The organism is Candidatus Thiodiazotropha sp. CDECU1, assembly GCF_963455295.1.
In the GTDB taxonomy this organism is placed as follows: Bacteria; Pseudomonadota; Gammaproteobacteria; order Chromatiales; family Chromatiaceae; genus Thiodiazotropha.
In genome coordinates this window covers 2508054-2530218 of sequence record NZ_OY734020.1, presented here as the reverse complement: position 1 = coordinate 2530218, position 22165 = coordinate 2508054, and the positions used below count along the sequence as shown (strand labels likewise).

The 22165-nt window shown below is 54.3% G+C and carries 15 protein-coding genes; 9 read left to right on the top strand and 6 right to left on the bottom strand.

The window, feature by feature from the left end:
• The first annotated feature begins 120 nt into the window (after positions 1-120).
• The 4 genes from R2K28_RS11495 to R2K28_RS11480 all read left to right on the top strand — a co-directional run bounded on the left by R2K28_RS11495 (position 121) and on the right by R2K28_RS11480 (position 5134).
• A complete protein-coding gene (locus R2K28_RS11495) occupies positions 121-2196 on the top strand; it encodes an EAL domain-containing protein (RefSeq protein WP_316364471.1) in 2076 nt (691 codons plus the stop codon).
• A gap of 186 nt (positions 2197-2382) precedes the next feature.
• On the top strand, positions 2383-2967 hold the full coding sequence (locus R2K28_RS11490) for an EF-hand domain-containing protein (RefSeq protein WP_316364470.1): 585 nt from the start codon (positions 2383-2385) through the stop codon (positions 2965-2967).
• Between the two features lie 441 nt (positions 2968-3408).
• Positions 3409-3870 (top strand): protein YgfX, encoded by a 462-nt coding sequence (locus R2K28_RS11485; RefSeq protein ID WP_316364469.1) that lies wholly within the window; start codon positions 3409-3411, stop codon positions 3868-3870.
• 112 nt (positions 3871-3982) lie between these two features.
• Positions 3983-5134, top strand: a complete 1152-nt coding sequence (locus R2K28_RS11480; RefSeq protein WP_316364468.1) for a hypothetical protein — start codon at positions 3983-3985, stop codon at positions 5132-5134.
• A 72-nt stretch (positions 5135-5206) separates the two neighbouring features.
• Here the strand turns inward: R2K28_RS11480 and R2K28_RS11475 are convergent, their stop codons facing one another.
• The 5 genes from R2K28_RS11475 to queF all read right to left on the bottom strand — a co-directional run bounded on the left by R2K28_RS11475 (position 5207) and on the right by queF (position 11893).
• Positions 5207-6613 (bottom strand): phospholipase effector Tle1 domain-containing protein, encoded by a 1407-nt coding sequence (locus tag R2K28_RS11475; protein WP_316364466.1) that lies wholly within the window; start codon positions 6611-6613, stop codon positions 5207-5209.
• A 21-nt stretch (positions 6614-6634) separates the two neighbouring features.
• Positions 6635-8575, bottom strand: a complete 1941-nt coding sequence (locus R2K28_RS11470) for a CHAT domain-containing protein (RefSeq protein WP_316364465.1) — start codon at positions 8573-8575, stop codon at positions 6635-6637.
• Positions 8572-9669, bottom strand: coding sequence for a ComEC/Rec2 family competence protein (locus R2K28_RS11465; protein ID WP_316364464.1), 1098 nt, complete (start codon positions 9667-9669; stop codon positions 8572-8574). The genes R2K28_RS11470 and R2K28_RS11465 overlap by 4 nt, the downstream gene beginning before the upstream one ends.
• 492 nt (positions 9670-10161) lie before the next feature.
• Positions 10162-11469, bottom strand: a complete 1308-nt coding sequence (locus tag R2K28_RS11460) for an FGGY-family carbohydrate kinase (RefSeq protein WP_316364463.1) — start codon at positions 11467-11469, stop codon at positions 10162-10164.
• A gap of 34 nt (positions 11470-11503) precedes the next feature.
• Positions 11504-11893: a preQ(1) synthase gene (gene queF / locus R2K28_RS11455; RefSeq protein WP_316364462.1), complete on the bottom strand. Its 390-nt coding sequence runs from the start codon at positions 11891-11893 to the stop codon at positions 11504-11506.
• Between the two features lie 173 nt (positions 11894-12066).
• Between queF and smc the strand changes: the two genes are divergently transcribed.
• From smc to R2K28_RS11430, 5 genes are all read left to right on the top strand, one after another.
• Complete coding sequence (gene smc, locus R2K28_RS11450) at positions 12067-15576, top strand: chromosome segregation protein SMC (protein WP_316364461.1); 3510 nt, start codon at positions 12067-12069, stop codon at positions 15574-15576.
• 13 nt (positions 15577-15589) lie between these two features.
• Positions 15590-16429, top strand: a complete 840-nt coding sequence (gene zipA / locus R2K28_RS11445) for a cell division protein ZipA (RefSeq protein ID WP_316364460.1) — start codon at positions 15590-15592, stop codon at positions 16427-16429.
• The gene (gene ligA / locus R2K28_RS11440; RefSeq protein ID WP_316364459.1) at positions 16426-18453 is read left to right on the top strand and encodes an NAD-dependent DNA ligase LigA; all 2028 of its coding nucleotides are present in this window, start codon (positions 16426-16428) and stop codon (positions 18451-18453) included. Before zipA ends, ligA begins: the two co-directional genes overlap by 4 nt.
• Positions 18454-18532: 79 nt before the next feature.
• Positions 18533-18826: a segregation and condensation protein A gene (locus R2K28_RS11435; RefSeq protein ID WP_316364458.1), complete on the top strand. Its 294-nt coding sequence runs from the start codon at positions 18533-18535 to the stop codon at positions 18824-18826.
• A 461-nt stretch (positions 18827-19287) separates the two neighbouring features.
• Positions 19288-21183, top strand: coding sequence for a hypothetical protein (locus R2K28_RS11430; protein ID WP_316364456.1), 1896 nt, complete (start codon positions 19288-19290; stop codon positions 21181-21183).
• 27 nt (positions 21184-21210) lie between these two features.
• Here the strand turns inward: R2K28_RS11430 and R2K28_RS11425 are convergent, their stop codons facing one another.
• The gene (locus R2K28_RS11425; protein ID WP_316364455.1) at positions 21211-21804 is read right to left on the bottom strand and encodes a DUF3592 domain-containing protein; all 594 of its coding nucleotides are present in this window, start codon (positions 21802-21804) and stop codon (positions 21211-21213) included.
• Between the last annotated feature and the right edge of the window lie 361 nt (positions 21805-22165).

The window sequence follows — 22165 nt, the reverse complement described above, 5'->3', positions numbered from 1 at the left end:
TATTTCACAGGATGAGGAAAATGGGAAGTAGCGTCTAAAGTTGTTGTTGCTTAGGTCGCCACTGGTTTGTATGTCAATTACCAACCGCTTTACTCTCATAACGTTGATGAAAGGAACGCTGTGAATAGGGTTCCCATACTCAACACCCAACGCGACGAAAAGCGATTGCAAATCCTTTTATGGATTGCTGCTGTTTCCTGGACACTGTTGGTTGTGGCATTGCTCTACTTGGCAATCAGTAATGAGAATTCCGATATGCTGGAATTGGCTCGCCAGGAGGCAGTGGCAAACTATCACAAGGATCAGGCCTTTCGTGTCTGGGGCACCAAGCATGGCGGCGTCTATGTGCCGGTCAGTGAACAGACACCGCGGAACCCCTATCTTGCGCACATCCCTGAACGTGATCTGGTTACCCCATCGGGACGTGAGCTGACCCTGATGAATCCAGCCTATATGCTGCGGCAGATGATGGGAGACTACAATGAACACTATGGGGTCAAAGGTAAGATCACCAGTCTGAATCCCATCAATCCCATCAATACGCCTGACGAGTGGGAGATTGCGGCCCTGAAGGGATTTGAAGCCGGTGAAACGGAGCGCATCGATGTTAGAGAGATAGATGGACACCCCTTTTTGCGTTTGATGCGTCCCATGATCATGAACGAAGGTTGCGTCAAGTGCCATGGCGAATATGGTTACCAGGTGGGTGATGTGCGTGGCGGGGTGGGTGTATCGGTACCGCTTGCAGGTTATATCGAAGTGACCAATGAGCATAAGCAAAATTTACTGGTCGGCCTCGGCTTGATATGGGTCATAGGCATGGTCAGCATCCAAGTGGTCGGCAGGAACAGTAAGCAACGGGTTAAGGAACGCAAGCAGTATGAAGAAAAAATCTGGCACCAGGCAAACTTCGACACCCTGACCGGTCTCTCCAACCGTAGCCTGTTTTTGGATCGACTGGAGCGCGCCCTGGCGTATGCACGGCGGCATGATTATAAACTGGCCCTGCTGTTTATCGATCTGGATGGTTTCAAGGATGTCAATGATACCCTGGGGCATGCCCATGGTGACCTGCTGTTGCAGGAGGCTGCAAAGCGCCTGCAGGCTTGCGTCAGGGAGATGGATACAGTCTCCCGCCTGGGGGGTGACGAATTTACCGTGATCCTGCCGGAACTGGCCGAGAGCATATCAGCGGCAACCGTTGCCGGTACTATCCTGACATCCTTGGCGCGCCCGTATGTGATCGAGGGGCATGAGACGCAGCTTACGGCCAGCATAGGTATCACAGTGTATCCGCAGGATGGTGATGATCCGGGCATGTTGTTGCAGAATGCGGATACCGCCATGTACAGGGCCAAGGCGGAGGGGCGCAACACCTTCCGCTATTTCACCTGGGAGATGAACAAGGAGGCGGGTGGGCGCGTGGCAATGGAGGCTTCGCTGCGCCGTGCCTTGAGGAATGGTGAGTTTGAACTCCACTACCAACCTATATTGAATGCCAGGGATGGTGGTCTGATCGGAGCTGAGGCGTTAATACGCTGGATTTCTCCTGAAAATGGAATAGTGGGGCCCAGTGAATTTATTCCCTTGGCGGAGAAGAGTGGCCTGATCATACCAATAGGTGAATGGGTAATGCGGCAGGCTGCATCGGATTTGGCGAAGTGGGATGCAATGGGACTGAAAATAGAGCATTTGTCAGTCAATGTATCGATGCTTCAGTTCCAGGCCATGGGGTTTACCAAAAAGATGCTGGAGTTCCTTGCCAGCCAGCCCCATTTGCAATCCCGTCTGTTGTTCGAGATTACCGAGAGTGTGTACATGGATGAAAGCAGAGATCCGGGGGCACGTCTGGATACTCTTCGCAAGGAGGGTGTCGGTATCGCTATTGACGATTTCGGTACCGGTTACTCCTCATTGGGCTATCTGAAGCGCTTTCCGGTGGACAAGATCAAGATCGATCGTTCGTTCATCCGCGATGTGATCAACGATCCGGATGATGCCTCGCTTTGCGAGGCAATTATCGCAATGGCCCACCATCTCAAGCTTCGGGTGGTTGCGGAAGGTGTGGAGACGGAACAGCAGCTACAGTTCTTGCAAGAGAGAGGTTGCGACTTCGCCCAGGGTTTCCTCTTCAGCAAGCCCATACCGAATGCACAATTTACTGACTATATGAAAAACAATCTGGAGATTAAATAGGCGACCAATGTGTAGAATTCATACCTGCCTCTCTAACCAGTTCCTGTTCCTATCGATCTGATTTTCAGCCTGAATTAATCTTGCCTGCCTAAACTGATAATAGAGGGTGGCATGGAGGCCGCGCTGGACTCGGATGCAAGGCATCGGGAGTGATGCCGAGGTACTGAATCAAAGAGGATTGCAGTCATGATGAAGTTGGAGAGATCGATACTAATGGGTTTGTTGTCAATAATCCCCGGGTTTCTGGTTGCGCAAACAGAGCTGACGGCAACAGGACCGATCCCATTTGCTGTGTTCGATAGCGATAACAACGGTTTTATCAGTCAACAGGAGTTCGCGTCGACCCATGCTCAAAGGAGGGTGTTGCGGACTCAAATGGGTTATCCCATGGGCAGGGCGGCGAATCCGGTATTTCGTAGCTTTGACAGCAATGATGATGGTCAACTGTCTGAAAAGGAGCTGCTTGCCGGTCAACACAAGAATCGCATGATGGGTGGAGGTGGACCAAGAGCTGGCAGGATGGGCATGGGTGGCCGAAATATGCCCGCATTCAGCGATTTCGATATGAACAAAGATGGTGTATTGGAACAGGATGAGTTTCAACAGGCGCGGGCAAAGCGGATCAGTGAAAGGGCCAGTCAGGGCTATATGATGAGGAATCTGGCGAATGCGCCCAGCTTCGCTTCAATCGATAGTGATGGCAATGGAGCTGTGACCCCGGAGGAGTTTCGGGCCGCACAGATTGCCCATCGTCAGCAGCGACTGCGCTAGTATCTCTGAGCTGAAGTAATCACCCTGGTTCGCTGGCCAGAATCGGCGGGTGGACCGGGGGCGGCAGGTTAATGTTAGACTAGGGCCTGTTAACACTAATCCAATGCACTCTGCTGGGACTGTTTTTGCGCCCAGCAAGGCAGAATGAGCGTGGTGTAGCCCGGCTACATGAGCGAATGATAACGCCGCTGGGCGCAAAAACAGCCCCAGCCCTTCGGGTTGCGCCCCGTAGGAAGTGCCCTTGGGGTGCGCCTGAAAAAGCGCCACTCAGCGTTGCTCGTCGTTCATTTGGAGTGACCAAACTTCTCTCCTCGCGCCCCGAAGGAAGTGCCCTTGGGGTGCGCCTTGATTGGCGTTTTTTCAGGCACAACAGAGTGCATTGGATTAGTGTTAACAGGCCCTAGCTGCCAGATGACCAAATCGCGCAAGGAGGCGTACACAATGTCAGGGACGCTCCAATCCATAACCCTGCAACCAAAGCCATCCAGACATCTCCATGCCTGGCGTGTGACTATCCATCTGTTGGCCCTGTTTACGACCCTCCTGGCGCCCCTGATCCTATGGCAGAAACTGTTACTGTTGTCGGCATTGGCGCTGCATGGCTATTTCTCATTTCAACAGGGTCGCAGGGGTAGAGGCAAAGCGATCATGAAAGTGATGCTTGCAGCTGGGGGCAGGGTAAGATTGATCATGGATGATGGCCGAAAACAGATGGCGCGCATTCGCAAGGATAGCCTGGTTACACCCTGGCTGGTTGTGATGCGCTTTGACCTTGATCGCGGGTGGTTGCCTATCTCCCTGGTTTTGACCTCTGAAACCATCAGTGAGGAGCAGATGCGACAATTGCGGGTTTTGCTAAGATTCAGTGAGATCAGGCACATCGATCCAAGCGTCAATCGCTAGCCGGGTTTATTATCCTCTGTGAGCGTGCAAGAGGTCCTGGCTAGTGATTGTGTCATCCACATCCACAGCAGCAGGACAGTGCTGGCGGGATAGAGTTAACAGGTGAATAACCATGGTCGGTAGCGTTCAAATAGAGAATGATTTCATCATCGGGGGTGGTGCAAATGCCCGCGTGACACCCAACTTCCGCCTCAAAGAGTTCTATCGCTCGAACCGGAAGGTGCGTGTGCATCGGGAGCTCGCGGCGGCCTTGCAGATTCTGCGCGAGAATCTTGCCGCATCCATCAAGATCGATCCCCGGCGGCCCGCCACAATACCCAAGCCGGCTGATGATGGCTTGTATGTTGTGATAGGGGCAGACGATCCGGAGCATCTCCGCAAACAGGCCATGAAACTCCTCCGGCAGGGCTACTTCAGTCGCTGTGAACCCCTCGATGATCAACTCTATGTGGAGATGCCCGATCCCGCGAAACTTCCACAGATATCACCCAAGACCGCATTCGACTGCGGGATGAAGGTGACCGCGGCCTTTGAGACCAGCGGTGATCCCTACCAACAGGTGACGGGCAATTTCGACAAGGCCGGTCTCTCCTTCGGACCCATCCAGTGCAATCTTAAAACCGGCACCCTGCAGGAGCTGTTCAGATACTTTCGTGGCGAGGATGAATCCCGATTACGGCGCTGTTTTGCTGATCCACAAGACTACATCGCCTTTTGGAAGGTGCTCGATGGCTCCAGAAGCAAGGCCGTGGCCTGGGCGGACGACCTCAGCCTGGGTTCCGGTAAACACGGTTTTGCCCAACCCTGGAAGGGCTATCTGCAAGCGGTTGGCCGAGAGCCGGTGTTCCGCCAGGTGATGTTGCGCTACGCCTATGACAAGTACGGCAAACTGCTGATGTCCGCACTCGCCTTTCTGCATGGCGTCTCTCCGGTGAAGATCCGCAACCTGCGCTGCCTCGCCGCCCTCTACGACATGGGCGTGCAGCAGGGGAGCCTGAAGAAAGCATACACCGCCATCAAGCGTCGTGTCGTCAGGGAGCAGCCAGAAGATGAGTTCGCCCTGACCCGGATTGCGGTGGAGGAGCGGGCGAAAAAGGCCAGCCCGCGCTGGCGTGCCGACTGTCTGAGTCGCCGCTTGTGCATTCTCGAACGGCAACCGGTTTCGGTCACCTTGAATGGGCAGCGGGCGCGGCGCAGCAATCGAAGTAGTTACCTGTTGAGGAATAGTTGGGTGAAGGGGTTGGATCGGTATTTAGTGGGTTGAAGTAGGAATGAAAAATGCTGATGCTGTAAAATCGGATTTATTTTAATTTCGTGTACTGTTCAACTCATCAATTCATATCTTTTTGAGGTTACTGGGTGAATAGTCAGACTGCTGTATTCTTTTCTCCACACTGGGATGCAAAATTGCACCTTTTGGAATCTTGCGAGGGTGGCTTGGGAAAAAACGCAATGCTCCGACTCTAGAATTATGCATCTTTGTTAATGGGTCGGGCTGAAGCCGTTCATACTGCTCTTGATCTATGAGCATGCCGGCGTCATTGGCTTTGTTCAACATCCATTGCAGTGGGATATCCGACAGACCTCTTTCACGATAGCCGCCACTTATGTCAGCGTGCACGCCAGCGAACCAAGTTTGCTCCAGAGTCTGGCCCTGAGCGGTAGTGTTGTCCCAGAGCACCGGCTGGAAGAACTTGCGGGTTTCATCGATGGCCAGCGCATGATAGCCAAACACAGTCTTGTCCGACAGCTGTGGATTGTTCCGACGCCGGCTAAAGGCTCCAATAACCCTTACACAGTCCCACATACCAATAAAGTATGGCGGGCACTCACGAGATAGGCTCGATTTGAACTCTTGTGCTTCAAGGTCAGTGACCCGGCCCATGCCATGGATCGCGTAAGGTACAACTATGGTCCCGGCCTTATCCAGAAGGCCGAATGTTTCGAGTATCTCCGCAAGTGCAATCGCCATCGGACCACCTGCGCTGCTTCCAAACAGGAATAGACGGTCGCCCTCTCGATAGTTATCCATCAAAAATTTATATGCGTACTCAACATGATCCGCTATGTCATGTCTTGTCCATACCCTTAGACCAGCCCTTAAGTTCTGCCGCAAGGCGGAAAGAAATCCTGCACCTTCACGCATCTGAACGCCTGGATCGTAGTAGACAATCTGGCGCTCCGACGCCGAGTAAGCCATGCGTGTCAGGTAATAAGCGTTGCTGTTTAACTCAAAGGTAGGAAATTGCTGAAAGTCAAAGCAGACAACCAGGTTCCGGCTGGAGGCCTGCCGTGGCGTCGCCATGGCAGCGCTTTCCATTTTAGTCGGTAGTATGGCAGTGCGAGGTTGATTGCTTAGTTCGGCATACAGCTTGGTGAATGCCTTATCGTAACTACTCTGGAAATCGACATATTCGATACGCCACAACCAGAACGGTAGACTGCAATCGTGGTAGAGCACGAGAAATATCGATTTACCATGGTCTAGAGCATAGCGTGTTTCATCGAGCACGTTTTTCGATTCAACGGCATGGGGTGAGAGTATCAGGATCAACCGTGAACATGACTCCAGAGCGGATTGGATCGAACGGGTCCAATCTTCACCAGCAGGGATACTGGTCTGGTCAAAAAAAACGTTATGAGCACGTTCGGACAGATCACCCGCCAATCGTCGGGCGAAATCCTGATCGTGCCGCGAATAGCTGATAAAGGAATAGTTATTCTTGTTGGATCGATCATTCATATCACTTTATTAAGATTCAATCTATTCCTGACAGCATAGAGGGATCAGCTCCCTGGCTTCATCGGCAAGCCCGGCATCATCGGCAAAGAATCCATTGGCCGGCAACCACCACTCCACATAACGGCGCAGCTGCAGTTCTGTGGATAGGAACGGGCTATCCGCCCCGGGATCTTCCGATTGCACGACAGCAAAGTTATCCTTCATCTCTTGCAGATAGGTTGCGGCTGGTTCATCCGTCGACTCGCCGATGAGTCTGCCCAACAGTGCGAGTTCCGTCAGTGAGCCCTGAGCCCAATATTCATTCGGTCGTACCCGGTCGACCTCAGCGGCGCGGTAGGCGGTCTTCCACTTTTTACGATCGAGTTTTCCAGTCATCACGGCCTGCAGGGCCAGGTACTGGACACCGCTCCAATGGTGCGAGGGATTGGCATCGAACGCTTCTTTATACCATTTGGAGGCGCGACTGAGTGCCTCACGGGAGGCTGCTTTGGCCCTGTCATCACCGATGTGCTTGAAGAGCAACTCCGCCAGTCTCTTTTCCGCGCTTCCCAGCAGGCCCCGATTCTCATCCAGGGCTCGCTTGTCTTTGGTCTGAGCGAGCAGTTTATTCAGCGCCTCGATCTCTCTTTTCAGATCAGCCCCGATGGTCTCAAACTCCTCTCGACTGGCGCCATTCTGTGCCAATGTCTCGGACCGATCCCGTAGGTTCTTCAGTGAATTGAGATGGGATTTCAGCCGAACCTCTTCGAGGAAATCGCTATAGCCCTCGGGTAGCTGCACATAACCCACCAGGCTGACCCAATCGTGCCCCGCATTGGACTGGTTGTCGTAGAGTTCCACCCTGGTATGGTGGAGTGCCTCGCGTACATCGAGACCGTTCAGCAGCTCCCCATAGAAACGCCGGGTAAAGATTTCTGAACCGAACATTGTCAACGGTAACTGGGATGCGATCACCACGGGGAAACCGCTGGTATGGAGTAGATGGGCCAGGCTTTTGTCGGGATTGATGACATCGGTCTCGTTACCCGCATCGCATGCGGCCAGGGTCACCACCACGGCGCTGGAGCGTATACCCGCCAAGGCCTTGCACAGGTCATCGGGAGTGATCACATCGGCACCCTCGATACGATGGTTCAAAGCAATACCGAATCGATGGTCATTTTTCTTGTCTATCTGCTGTCCGTGAGCCAACAGATGACAGTGGGTGAATCCATCCTCGTGGGTTATCTTTTCTATATCACTGTATTTCGCATTGCCGATCTCAACAAAGACCTTTTCTCTATTTTTTGGTGGTAGCCAGGGTTTAAGGGCATTCAGTAGTGCCTCCCTGTGTTTTTTGTGGGGGACGCTGCCACCGGCCGCGGACCAGATGAATAAAACCTTTGGCGTGGCAGGCCAGTGCGGTGAGGAATCTCTGAATACACCACGCACGCGGCGGGTAAGTACAACGCCTTTGCCGTTAAGAAACAGTGGTTTCTCATCATCGGCCATTGCGGCCTCGAAGGGGAGTGCCGAGAGTTCTGCGGCATTGGTTACAAGATCGATCTGTTGCAGTTCATTGTTATACTTTTTGATCTCTTCAAGCAGTGGACCCTCCTCAAGCAAACTCTCCTTATCGTGTTGTTGCAGCAGTTGAGCCACATGCTGTATCAAGGCCTCATTTCCCTCATCGTGGCTGGATTTGAGTCTATCAAGCAACTCACCTACATCCATATAGTCCTGGCGCCGCAGAAGATTGGTTACCAGTGAGGAGAGACTGTGAAAAGCATCATCGTATTCATGCCTATCCTTGTAGACATAGCGCAGGCTGTTCATCAACTGATTGAAAGGTCTCTGATCGATGGGAATACGAACCTGATGTACACGATGACTCGTGATGCTTCGCAAATAGTCGTCGCCATCCCGTAGAATCCCGGTCCCCAAATTCTTGAATCGAGCGAACTCGACCAATATCGATTTCATTCGTCAGTCCCTTTTACGAACAACAGTCCGGCCTGCTCATGTTTCGGATAATGGGTCTCAAAAGCGTAGGCCTTGCGCAGTTTTTCATCATCCCAGAGGAGGGATTCATCACTGCTATAGTTGAACCACAGTTTGGGCTTGTCACCACCATACTCGATCACCCGTGCAACCGCCTCCGGATGGGGGTGCTGAAATTGGTCGCCGTTGCTGGAGAAGATATAGTTTTCGCAATCCAGGTGTTGTATCAGTTCGCTGCTTACACTGCCCCTGCTGCCGTGGTGGGGGAGCTTGCATAGGTCGAGTTTGAGTTTCTGCTCGCCAAGTCGTTTGATCGATTCCACCAGGGTACTGGGATGGGAATCACCAGCAAGCAGTACCCGGTAATCACCATATTGAATGAGGAAAGCAATGCTGCTGCCATTGGCGGATGAATGATCCTCTGAATAATCCTCCCTCAGCAGCTGCTCGATGTCCGGGCGTTTTATTTCCGGCGGGGGCTCTTCATCCCCTAACAGGGCGAAGCGTCCCTCTGCTCTGGCTTCCTCCAGTTCTTGGGGGGTGATATTGATATCCCGGCACGACTTCTCCCAATCCTTTCGCAGATCAGCCAGCATTGGAATCGTGGGACCCATCAGGGTGATGGTCAGGCCGTCGTCGAACTCGATCCGGGGAAGTGCTCCGGATTCGGGAATGACCACCGCATCGCCATTGAAACCATGGCTGTTCCAGCTATGGCCATTCTTCAAGATGATGTCCGTGAGGAGTTCCCCATGCTTGCCGGCAAGCACTTTAGGGCCGGGGGGTTCGGGGAGGTGGCGATAGCCGTTAAACCAGATGTCCCTGGCCTTGAAGGGAAGCGTGTCGTCCTGGGCCAGTTCGATGATGCCGCGGATGTGGTCATAGTCCACATGGGTGACGACCAGCAATTCGAACTCACGCTCTGCATCCGTCAGCTGCTGCAGTCTGGGTTTGAGTGCTCTTTTATAGACACCGGGTGCGCCACCGTCGATCAACATCCGGCGTACCGGATTCGATCCATATTCGAGCCAGATACAATCACCGTAACGTGCCGGGAGGACTTCGAGTCTGAACATATTTAAGTTGTCTCTTCTCGTACCAACTCCATGGTTGGTTTTTTTAGTTTATTACACTGCTGTCCCGTTAACTTTCGTTTACTCCAGAATCAGTCGTAAACGCCCCTCTCCCTTGACGGGAGAGGGGTTGGGGAGAGGGTGTGCGTCAAGCGCTTGATAAAATTGAAGCGTAAACAGCATTCACCCATCAATACCTATGATGCTGATTATTGAAGCAGATGATGGTATTGATTATACCCCCTCTCCCCCGGCCCCTCTCCCGCCAGGGGGAGAGGGGTGTTACTTTCCCCGTGTGTTTCCCATCCTGATGTTTTTATGTTTTCTTCAGTCCATCATCTTGTCCTGCCTACTGTTTTTGATGTCTCAAACCTCACTCGATAAGAGAAATCAAGTAGGATTAACCTGTTAACACCATAATGGCCGAAGTTAACGGGACAGCATTGAGTTTATTATTCAATGCTCCTCTCTATATAGACCAGGGCCAGGCCATTGTCAGCCGTCTATTCCTCTCATCGCCAGCAGGGCAGTGCCGTAGGCGGCTTCCTGTTGTGGTGCCAGGATCACCGGTAGCGCCAACTGCTTTTGCCGTATTTGGCGCCAGACTTCATTGCGCGCCCCGCCACCGACGGAATAGACGCGGCTGGGTTTTGGCGCCCCCAGTGTTTGCAACAGCGCATAACCGCTTGCTTCGATCCTGGCGATTCCCTCCAACATGCCTTGAAAGAAGTGCCGGTTCTCCTCAGGGCGGGGCTGTAGACGGGGTGGGTAGTCGGGATCGTTGAGGGGGAAACGTTCGCCGGGTGAGAGCAGGGGATAGTAGTCGAGGCCGGTGGGTCGATCCGGTTGCAGATCCCTGCTCATGCGTGCCATCTCTTCCCTGCTGAAATAGTGGGCCAGCACCGCGCCGCCACTGTTTGAGGCGCCACTCACCAGCCAGCGCTCTCCCAGGTGATGGCTGTAGACGCCAAATTCGGCTGCGAAAATGGGTTTATCGGCGAGGACCTTGAGCACCAGGGTGCTGCCGAGGGAGCTTACCGCCTCACCGATCTGGTTGGCGCCGGTGGCTAGAAAGGCTGCATTGCCATCCGTTGTGCCGGCGATGATAGGTATCCCAGGGGAGAGGCCGGTGGCTTCAGCAACCTGTCGGCAGAGCTTACCCACGGGAGTGCCACAGGGAACCACATCGGGTAGCACAGCAGCAGGAAACGGCAGTCGCGCCAGCCAGGAAGGCCACTGACGCTGGATAGGGTCATAGCCCAGCTTCAAACCATTGTTTTCATCGCTATAGCGGTAGTCGTCACACAGCCTGCCGAGGATCCAGTCGGCCTGGTGACGGGCCAGGTAGCGATCGGTGGTGAGGTCTTGCGACAGATGGAGCAGCTTTGCCAGACTGGATGTGGCGCTCAACACAGGATTGCCATCCGGTGCGACGCTGCGCAACAGGGGCAGCTGCTCCAGGCTGCTACTGTCGTTGTACATCAGGGCGGGGGTCAGGGGTTTACCCTGTGGATCGCACAGCAGCAGGGTGGAGGAGGTACCATCCACGGCAATCCCTTTGACCCTGTCGTTGACACGGGACGTGGCGATCTCTGCCAGCACCTCCAGCAGGGTCCGCCACCAGATTTCCGGGTCTTGCCGGCTCTGTTGCGGTTGCTGTGTCTGCGGTCCCGGCAGGGGTCTGCTTGCGGATGCCTGGATGGTGCCTGTTGTATCGATGGCGATGGCCCGACAGCCGGAAGTACCCAGGTCGATGCCGATATAGAGATCCATTACTGACCGGTTTGGTGCAGACTCAGGCAATGGTTTATATCTGCGCAACAGCTGCTCGAGGCTATCAAGGGAGCTTTACCGCCGCAGGCGCGACCCAGCTCTCGGCCCGGTGCTCGGCCACAACCGTGGTGTAGATTCCGCCACGCACATTGAACTCCGCACTCAGGCGCATGAAGCGGGGCTGGGTGGCGCGTACAAGATCACTCAGAATCTCATTGGTGACTGCTTCGTGGAAGGCCCCCTGGTCACGGAAAGACCAGATATACATCTTCAGCGCCTTCAGCTCGACACAGAGTTTTTCGGGGACATACTCCAGGGTCATCTCGGCAAAGTCGGGCTGTCCGGTCTTGGGACAGAGGCAGGTGAACTCGGGGATATTGATACGGATCGTATAGTCTCTGTCCGGCTGGGGATTATCAAAGGTTTCAAGATCTTTGCTTGGTTGACTGGGCATGGTCTTCTTGTCTCAACGGTAAATTGGCAAAGAATTATACTCGAGCCGCAACCCAGTCAAAAGCATTCCTTCTATAAGCCATTTAAAACAATAAGTTATAGTAAATAGTTAATGTGTAAAAAATTGAACTGTACTCTGTAACAATCCCCCTCTTTGGTGTATCTTAGCCGCCCATGCGTCTGGAGAAAATCAAGCTCGCCGGGTTTAAATCATTCGTCGATCCAACCACTGTACCGATCCCTAGCAATCTGGTCGGAATCGTTGGGCCAAATGGATGTGGCAAATCCAATGTCATCGATGCCGTGCGTTGGGTCATGGGCGAAAGCTCGGCCAAGATGCTGCGCGGCGAGTCGATGGCGGATGTCATCTTCAACGGCTCGAGTGTGCGTAAGCCGGTAGGTGCCGCAACCATTGAGCTGCTGTTCGACAATGTGGATGGCAGGGCGGGCGGTCAATATGCCCAATACAATCAGATCTCGGTGAAACGTCAGGTCTCCCGAGACGGACAATCCCTCTACTTTTTGAATAGTGTGCGTTGCCGGCGCAGGGATATCACCGATCTGTTTCTCGGTACCGGCCTCGGACCGCGCAGCTACTCCATCATCGAACAGGGAATGATCTCGCGCCTCATCGAAGCACGGCCGGAAGATCTGCGCAGTTTCCTGGAAGAGGCGGCGGGCATCTCAAAATATAAGGAGCGGCGCCGCGAGACGGAGAACCGAATCCGCCATACCCGGGAGAACCTGGAACGTCTTACCGATCTCCGTGAAGAGGTGGCCAAACAGCTACAACATCTCAAACGTCAGGCCGCCACCGCGGAAAAGTATCAAGGGCTCAAACAAGAGGAGCGCCAGGTCAAGGCGGAGTTGCTGGCCCTGCGCTGGCGCAGTCTGCATCAGGATCTGGAACAGTGCCAGAGACATATCGCTGAATTGCAGAACAACCTGGAAGCGGCCATTGCGGAGCAGCGCAAGTTGGAATCGGTGATCGAATCGGACCGGGACAAACATACGGAAGTCAACGATCAGTTCAACGAGGTGCAGGGTAAATTCTACAGCCTGGGGGCAGAGATCAGCGGCTTGGAGCAGGCGATACAGTTCGCCCGGGATTCCCAACGTCAGCAGCAACAGGATCTGGATCAGGTTGAACAGGCCCTGCAAGAGTCTGAAGCCCATAAGTCCCAGGATGAGGCGCGCCTGTCTGAGCTCAATACCACACTGCAACAGGAGCAGCCAAAGCTGGATGAGGCGCAGGCAGAGGAAGCGCAGCATGCAGAGGCCTTACAGCAGGCCGAGCAGGCGATGCAGGCCTGGCAGCATGAGTGGGAGCAGTTCAATCAGAAGGCCGCGGAGCCGGCCCAGACCGCCCAGGTGGAGCGTACCCGGATCAACCATCTCGAGCAGCAGGGGGGCAACCTGGAACGGCGCCTGCAACGCCTGGATGAGGAGCTGGGACGCCTGGATGACAGCCAACTGCTGAGTGAAATCACCGCCCTCGAAGGGGATGAGAACCGGCAGAAGGGCGAGGCCGATACCCTGCATGTTCAGCTTGACCAGGCCGTGGAGCTGATCAATCAGCAGCGTGAGAAGAACAGTCAGACCGCCAACCGCCTGGATCAGGCGCGTGCCGATTTTCAATCGAACAAAGGTCGTCTGGCCTCCCTGGAGGCACTCCAGCAGGCAGCCCTGGGTCAACAGGGCAACCAAGGGGTGGAGTGGCTTGAGAAGAGCCAGCTGAGCGATGCCAAACGCCTGGCCCAGGCGATCGAGGTGGAGCCCCGTTGGCAGCAGGCGGTGGAGCTGGTGTTGGGATTTCATCTACAGGCCGTGTGCGTGGACGATATCGGTCAACTCCAGGAGCAGTTGCCTCAGCTGGAGAAGGGTGTGCTCAGCTTTTGGGATACCCGCACCCATGCGGTCGATGATTATCCCGTCGCAGCGGATAGCCTGCTTGAGCAGGTCAGATCGCCCTGGAATCTGGGATCCCTGCTCGGCGGGGTGAAGCTGGCAGACAACATCCACGATGCCCTCGCCCAGCGACAGGGGCTGAAGGCAGGCGAGACGCTGGTTACCCCGGATGGCTGTTGGCTCGGTCCCGACTGGTTGCGAGTGAGTCGTGAATCCGACGAAAACGCAGGTGTACTGGCCCGTGAAGAGGAGCTGCGCAGCCTGAAGCAGACCCTTGTGGAGCAGCAGCGCAATGTCTCTGAACTCGCGGCCACCCTCGAACAGGGCAGGGAGAGCCTCAAACAATCCGAACATAACAGGGAGCAGGCCCAATCCAGCTTCAATAAACTCAATCGAGTGCTCTCGGAGATACGCGCCAGCCTGAGCGGTAAACGCACCCGGGCCGATCACCTGCGGCAGCGCCGTGAGCAGCTGCAACACGAACAGCAGGAGATCGGTGAGCAGATCAGCAATGACAAGGAGTTGATGGAGGAGACCCGGTTGCGACTGCACGAGGCGTTGGAGTCGATCGAGAATCTGGGCAGCCGCCGTGAATCCCTGGTGAAGCAGCGGGATGAGTTACGTAATCAGGTTACACAGGCGAGAGAGCGCCTCAATCAACAGCGCGCCTCCACCCACGAGGTCGCACTGCGGGTCGAGTCGATGCGCACCGCCCATACCTCACTGACACAAAACCTGGAACGGGCGAGCAGCCAGCTGACTCAGCTGTCCCATCGGCGGGAGGAGTTGAAATCCACCCTGGATAACAGTGAGGCGCCCCTGCAACAACAGCTGGGGATGTTGAATCAGAAACTCTCGGAACGGACAGACATCGACAAGGCGTTGAACGAGGTGCGTCGCAATCTTGAGGACGTTGATGGCCATCTGCGCAAGAAGGAGCAGGAGCGCCATCTGGCCGAACAGCAGGTACAGGAGCGACGGGACAAGCTCAACCAGGCGCGTCTGCAAAGCCAGGAGGTGAATGTTCGCTGCATGACCCTGCAGGAACAGCTGCATGAGGGTGGACTGGATGCGGAGGAGTTGTTCAAGAGCATGGACGAGGATGCCAGCGAGGATGCATGGCAGCAGCAGGTGGAACGACTGGCGAATCGCATTCAACGCCTGGGGCCCATCAACCTGGCGGCGATCGATGAGTTTCAAGAGCAGTCGGAGCGTCTGAACTACCTGGATGAGCAACACGAGGATATTTCCCGCTCCCTGGAGACCTTGGAAAACGCAATCCGAAAAATCGACCGGGAGACCCGTACCCGCTTCAAGGAGACCTTCGATAAGGTCAACTCAGGGATTAAAGAGCTGTTTCCCCGGCTGTTCGGGGGTGGCCACGCCTATCTGGAATTGACCGGTGAGGATCTGCTGGATACCGGTGTGACGGTCATGGCGCGTCCCCCTGGCAAACGCAATACCAACATCCATCTCCTCTCCGGTGGGGAGAAGGCACTCACGGCCGTGGCCTTGGTGTTCGCAATCTTTCAGCTCAATCCGGCCCCATTCTGTATGCTCGACGAGGTGGATGCACCGTTGGATGATGCCAATGTCGGGCGATTTTGCGATATGGTGAGGGATATGTCAGACCAGATACAATTCATCTTTATCACCCACAACAAGATCACCATGGAGATAGCCAACCAGCTTTCGGGGGTCACCATGCATGAACCGGGTGTGTCACGCCTGGTCACCGTCGACGTGGAGGAGGCGGCTCAACTCGCCGCCATTTGATCTCATGGATGCCATGACACTGCGCATCGTGCTACTGGTACTCGGCTGTATCTTCCTGGCCGCGATCTACCTGTATGAGACCAAGCGGCGCAAGCGTGAGTCCGCCCAGGCGCGCAGACGCAGAGCCGAGTCGATAACCGTTGCGCGAGAGAGTGTAGCGGAGGAGGTTGTTGCGGATGAACCCCAAGCTCAGGATGAAACAACAGTCGCATCCCCGGAGGGTGACGATACCTGGGTCAACTGGGACGAGGACGATACCGAACTCCTGGGTCAGGAGTTGAACGAGATCGGCAGCGCGCAAGGTGAGGATGAGGAGACCCCCGAGCTTGGGCTGTCCGCCGATAGCGAATCGGCGACCGCGGAACCGGAGCAGCAGGATCTGTTCAGTTTCAGCGCCCAGGAGGAGTCTCCGGTGGATGTACCGGTGCTGATTATCCAGATCAATCTGCGTGCCCGCTCCAAGCCGTTTACCGGACCGGCGATCCAGAAGGCGATGCAGGAGACCGGGCTTATCCTGAGTGAACTGTCGATCTATCAACGCATCGCCGGCGACGGCAGCAATCAACCCCAGTTCAACCTGGCCAGCATGGTGGAGCCCGGGGTGTTTCCGAAGCAGGATGTGGAGGGGTTCTCCACCCCGGGGGTGACCCTGTTTACCCAGTTGCCCGGTCCTGGTGACAGCATGGCGATCTTTGCGGATATGCTGTTCACTGCGGAACGTCTGGCTGCCATACTGGATGGGGAGTTGCAGGACGAAACCCATAGCGCCCTGACCAAACAGACCATCGAGCACCTGCGCGGTCAGATCATGGAGCACCGGCGTCAGATCCAATTGGCCCGGAGCAAGGGTTGAACACAAAGCGCGATGCGGCGCAGCGTATCCAGACCCTGCGCAAGGAGATCAACTATCACAACCGGCAATACTATGTCTTCGACGAACCGAAGATAGCGGATGCCGCCTACGACCGCTTGCTGCGTGAATTGCAGCAGCTGGAGTCGGAATACCCCCAACTCATCACCCCCGACTCTCCCACCCAGCGGGTTGGGGAAAAGCCCCTGGAAGGTTTTGATGAGGTGGTCCATCGACTGCCCATGCTCTCCCTCGACAACGCCTTCGATGAGGCGGAGATGGGGGAGTTCGAACGCCGTATCCGGGATCGGCTGAAGCTGGATGGCGAGCAGGCCGTCCACTACCTGGCGGAACCCAAACTGGACGGTCTGGCGGTCAGTCTTCGCTATGAAAAGGGCAGGTTGGTGCAGGGCGCCACCCGGGGCGACGGTAGCCGGGGTGAAGATGTCACCAGCAATGTGCGCACCATCAAGGCCATCCCCCTGTCACTCGAGGGCGATGACTGGCCCGAGGTCCTTGAGGTAAGGGGTGAGGTCTTCATACCCCACGAGGGATTCGAGGCATTGAACAAGCGTGCCCGGGAAAAGGGTGAAAAGAGTTTCGTCAATCCCCGCAATGCCGCCGCCGGTTCACTGCGTCAACTCGATCCCCGCCTCACCGCCCAGCGTCCCCTCTCATTCTATGCCTATGGCTTTGGCGAGGTGGTACCTTCACCCATCGCCGAGAAGCAAAGTGCCAGCATTGGCAGATTGCAGCAATGGGGCTTGCCCGTATCGCCCTTGCATCAAGTGGTAACAGGTGTGGAAGGGTGTATCGACTATTTTCAGCGCATGCTGCAGCAGCGGGATGCATTGCCCTATGAGATCGATGGGGTGGTGTTCAAGGTCGATAACCTGGATCTGCAGCAGCAACTCGGTTCTGTGTCCCGGGCCCCACGCTGGGCGATCGCCTACAAATTTCCCGCCCAGGAGGAGATGACCCAGGTGGAAAGCATCGAGTTTCAAGTGGGCAGGACAGGCGCGATCACGCCGGTGGCGCGCTTGACCCCGGTGTTTGTCGGCGGGGTCACGGTGAGTAATGCCACCCTGCACAATATGGACGAGGTGATGCGTAAGGATGTGCGCCCCGGCGACACGGTGATCGTCAGGCGGGCGGGGGATGTGATCCCTGAAGTGGTGAGTGTGGTAGCGGATCGACGTCAGTCGCATGCGGACAGGGTCAAGCTGCCAAGCGCCTGCCCGGTGTGTGGATCTGACATCATCAAACCCGAGGGGGAGGCGGTGGCACGCTGTAGCGGCGGACTCTACTGTCCGGCGCAACGCAAGCAGGCACTTAAACATTTCGCCTCCCGCAAGGCGATGGATATCGAGGGATTGGGTGACAAGCTGGTGGACCAACTGGTGGAGCAGGCACTGGTGGATAACCCGGCTGACCTGTTCAAGCTGAGCCTGGAGCAGCTGAGCGGCTTGGAGCGGATGGCCGAAAAGTCGGCGCAGAATCTGTTGCAGGCCCTGGACAAGAGCAAGTCGACCACCCTTGACCGCTTTCTCTTTGCCTTGGGTATAAGAGAAGTAGGGGAGGCGACAGCGCAGTCCCTGGCCAGCCAATTCGCCACCCTGGAGGCCCTGGAACAGGCCGATGAAGAGGCGCTGCAAGAGACCCCGGATGTGGGTCCCATCGTCGCGGCGCATACCCATTCATTCTTTCGCCAGCCACACAACAGGGAAGTGATCGAGCAACTGATCGATGCAGGCATTCAATGGCCGGCGGTGGAGGTACAACCTGCCGTGCAGCAACCCTTGTCGGGTAAGACGGTGGTCATCACCGGCACATTGAGCAAACCACGGGATGAGATCAAACAGACCCTGCAGGCCCTCGGAGCGAAGGTGACCGGCAGTGTCTCGAAAAAGACCGACTACCTGTTGGCGGGGGAGGAGGCCGGATCGAAACTGGCCAAGGCGGAGAAGCTGGGTGTCGCTGTCCTCGACGAGGCGAGCCTGCAGGATCTGCTGGCGCAAAACCAATAACGCTTCCGCACACGCGTTTATTCAGCCCATCATTCGTGGTAGCTTCTACCGATTGATTTACAAGGTTGCAGGAAAAGCAATGAACGACGAAACCGCAAAAGAACGGGAAATCATGCTGGTGATGCGTAAGCTGCTAACCACCATCGTGCGCGAGGTGACACCGGAACACAAAAGCCTGAGACATCCGCTTTCAGAACAGACCATTCAAGATATCCGCGCCTGTCTGGGCCTGATCACCGCCCGGGAAAAGGAGCTGGCCGACGATGCGGGGCGAACCGCCCAGGAGCGCCCCTACTTCGTCGATGAACCCCCTGCCACGAAGGTGGTGTCGATCGCCGAAATCGCAAAACCCAAGCAGGACGAGGAGAAGTGAATTAACCGCGGACGATTAAATCCGCATCTAGCTACCGGATCCCTGTCCGCTCTACACCTTTTTATTGGATCCCCCGTCGATTCACCATTTGCCTTCCGGCAATTTTCCTGACGAAGATTGATTGATCACTGTGCCATCAGTGGCGTGATAGCTTTTGATAGGGCCGAGTTTATGGTGCGTTGCATGGAAAATACGACCATGGGTTGAAGAGCGATCCCAACAAGCCAGATGCTTTTTCACTAATTCATCAGTAGTTATGAGGTAAATAGGGTGGATTTCTTCCTATACTTTTTTAGAAGGACCCGAGAAGCGGCAAACAGAGTTGCTACAAGATTATAAAAACCACCCTTGACTCGGTCGATAAAAAAATGAAACCAAACGGGAATCCTCAAACCAAGACAATTTCATAACAGCATATCTGGATTGTTGAACCAGGTTTGCTGGAACCAACGGGGAAATTCATGATGACTGCATGGCTTAAGGCTGTTCTAGTAACCTGCATGGAGGTACTGGTTGTTTCACTGCTATTGTCGAATGCCTCTGCACAGGATTCAGAGCCATCAGTCGAACCTGCCGCGGTGGATGTATGGGAGGGGGAGTTGCCCGCCTACACAAGGATTGCCGTATCACCTGGTAAAGAGTGTGATTGGGTGGTCAAGGATCGCAACAGAATTGCCAGGGAGATGAACGATCTGGTTGGACGAGCAAGCGGATTGAAGCGGGATTCAGTGGATTTTGCCACAACCCTGGGTGACTGGAATGAGTTGCGTCAGGAGTTGCTGGTTGCAAACGGCCGTCTGCGCTACTGCCTTGGGGATCGGAAATCTGGGGGTGATTCCGATTCAGCGATCGATCAATATACCTGGAGTCTCAATTATGTGCTGTATTCTGAGTCACCGCCGCAGGTATGCCCAGAGTGCCAGGATTTGGTGAACAAATATTATGAACTGCGTAACAAGTATTATGAAACCCGCATCCCGGTGAACGAGATAGCGGATGAACTGGTTTCCATCGACAAGCAGATCAAAGGACTACCCAAAGAAGAGGCGCGGTCTAAACAGCAACGGGAAAAATACAACCAACTCAAGAAACGCAGTGAGGAGTTGGAGTCAGAGAAGAAAAAGATTTATAAAAAGTCTTTCGTTATCTGGGACAAGATAATTGCACTTAAGACCCAGTTGTACCTGTGTCTGTTTGAGCATTGCCCGGGATTCACTGGCATGCCTGCTGCAACGCTCGATCAACACATTGAGAATCAAACAAACGATGATGATTGGATGGCTGTTAAATTGCCATGGTTCTTTTTCGTCAGTACCTCATGCGATGATGCGCGTTGCAAACGAATGGCAAAGGAAATCAATGAATGGATAATCAAGGCCCGCAAGGTGATCAATAATAGCCTTGAAGATGCCTTTAAAGAGTTAGAGAGAAATGAGGCCTCCTGGATTAAGAATCGGGATCAGCTCAGTGAAGAACAGCTACAAAAGGCGCGTGGTGAGCTGGTATTTCCTTTGGCAGAAAAGTTGAGAAAACAGCGCGTGCAAGATTTTTTTACCGAACTCAAAAATCGCCGTGCGGAACTCAAGGCATGTGAGTTGAAGTATTGCGGGACATCCTCTGACTATTTGGCAATGAGTACAATGCCACCCCCCGTTGATGGCGTCGACATCTCAGGTGAGCAGCCGATGATGGAAAATGCCTCTACCGGGTGGCGGGTCGATGTCGGTCTCGAATTGGGGCAGCTTGGGTTTGGCAACCTTAATGAGAATGTGGAACAGGGCGGTTCCGATGCAATCGCCAGTGGTATTACCGCCAATGTCAGGACTGAAGCCGATGATAGCAGTAATATGACAGGAATCGATATTGGTGTTTCAAGAGAGCTATCGGGTGGCCAGATACGTTTCGGTATGCTGTATGCTGAGGCCGACACCATGGAGGGTAGTATTCAAGGTGATTTCACAACAGCCCCGGCCAGTTTTCTGATAACAGGAGAGTCGGACACTTCCCTGCTAGGTCTCGAAGTCAGCTGGACCCAGCCACTCTCCAGGGAGTTCGCGCTAAAGGGCAATTTTGGTATTGGCTATCTCTCCATGGATATAGATGACACCAGTACCACTTATCAGATAGACGCCACAGGTGGGAGAACACTGGTCAGCAGGGTCAAGGAGAGCGATTCGGATGAATCTGCCTATTGGAGTGCAGGTCTGACATACGACTTTCCTGGCATCAAAGCGGAAGCACATGGCATCAATATGCAACTGGGCGCGGGTTATCGGCGGACATTTGGCGGAATCGGGCCCAATGATGAACGCCTGGATAGTGCTTATGTAAGATTTGGTGTGCAGCTTATACGATAGTGACGATGTAAGGATGCTTGTTTCAGGTCACCTGAGTGGCAGGGTATAGTTTAAAACAACCAGGGTCAGCCATATCAGTCCTATCAGGATGCCACCCGTCAGCAGCGCAAGGTGATGAGAGCGACGCGCCTTTGTCATATCCTTCACCAGCACCGCCTCACTGTGATCCTGAGGATTGATGTAGACAGGAATATGGTCTCCCGGTTCGAACCACAACCACCAACGATCTGTTGCCGGAGTGGGGTCGCCCCAATGATTCACCTCGGGTACCCACAGATTCTCTTTTTCATGGGATAGGGTATGTCCGGTGTAGGATATGCCGTTGGCTGAATAGGCATATTCAATGACTGGATAGTAATACTTGAGTTTTGAGTATTGAGATACAGCAATCTCTTCCTCCTGCTCCTCACTGCTGAGTAATTTTGCCTCGCTCTCTATCCAGTTCCGCTGCGACTTGTATTTGAGGAGTGATCCGGCGCCAATAACAACCAGTGCCAAGGCTATCACCAGCAATAAGTGATGGGCGTATTGAGGGAAAAAAGCGAGGGTCAGGTAAGCGAAACAGAGAAAAGCGATAAGTTTCGCGGTGAATATTATTAATTTGGTTTGTCTGGGTTCCATTCAATGCTGCCTGAAGGAGTCATGGCATGGACAAGATGACCATGTCCGAGTCTGTTTGCGCTGCTGCCTTTGAGATACAAATTATAATGATTTTTCTGTGCCTTTCGTAATCCATGCAGATAATTATTGCTGAGTGATTCTCCATGCAAATAAAGGAACTAAATTCCTCGGGTGATGCCGGTTAAAAACCACAAAAAATGGCAACGCAGCAATTGAATATTGCACATGAAGTATTCGATAAATGGGTATCTTGCCAGCCCTGCCAATTCCTTGGTATTTCCCTTGGTAATCCACGACATAATCAAAGATTGTAATTGAGTAAAAAATATACAATTATTCTTAAAGATTGGTTTAGTCCAGC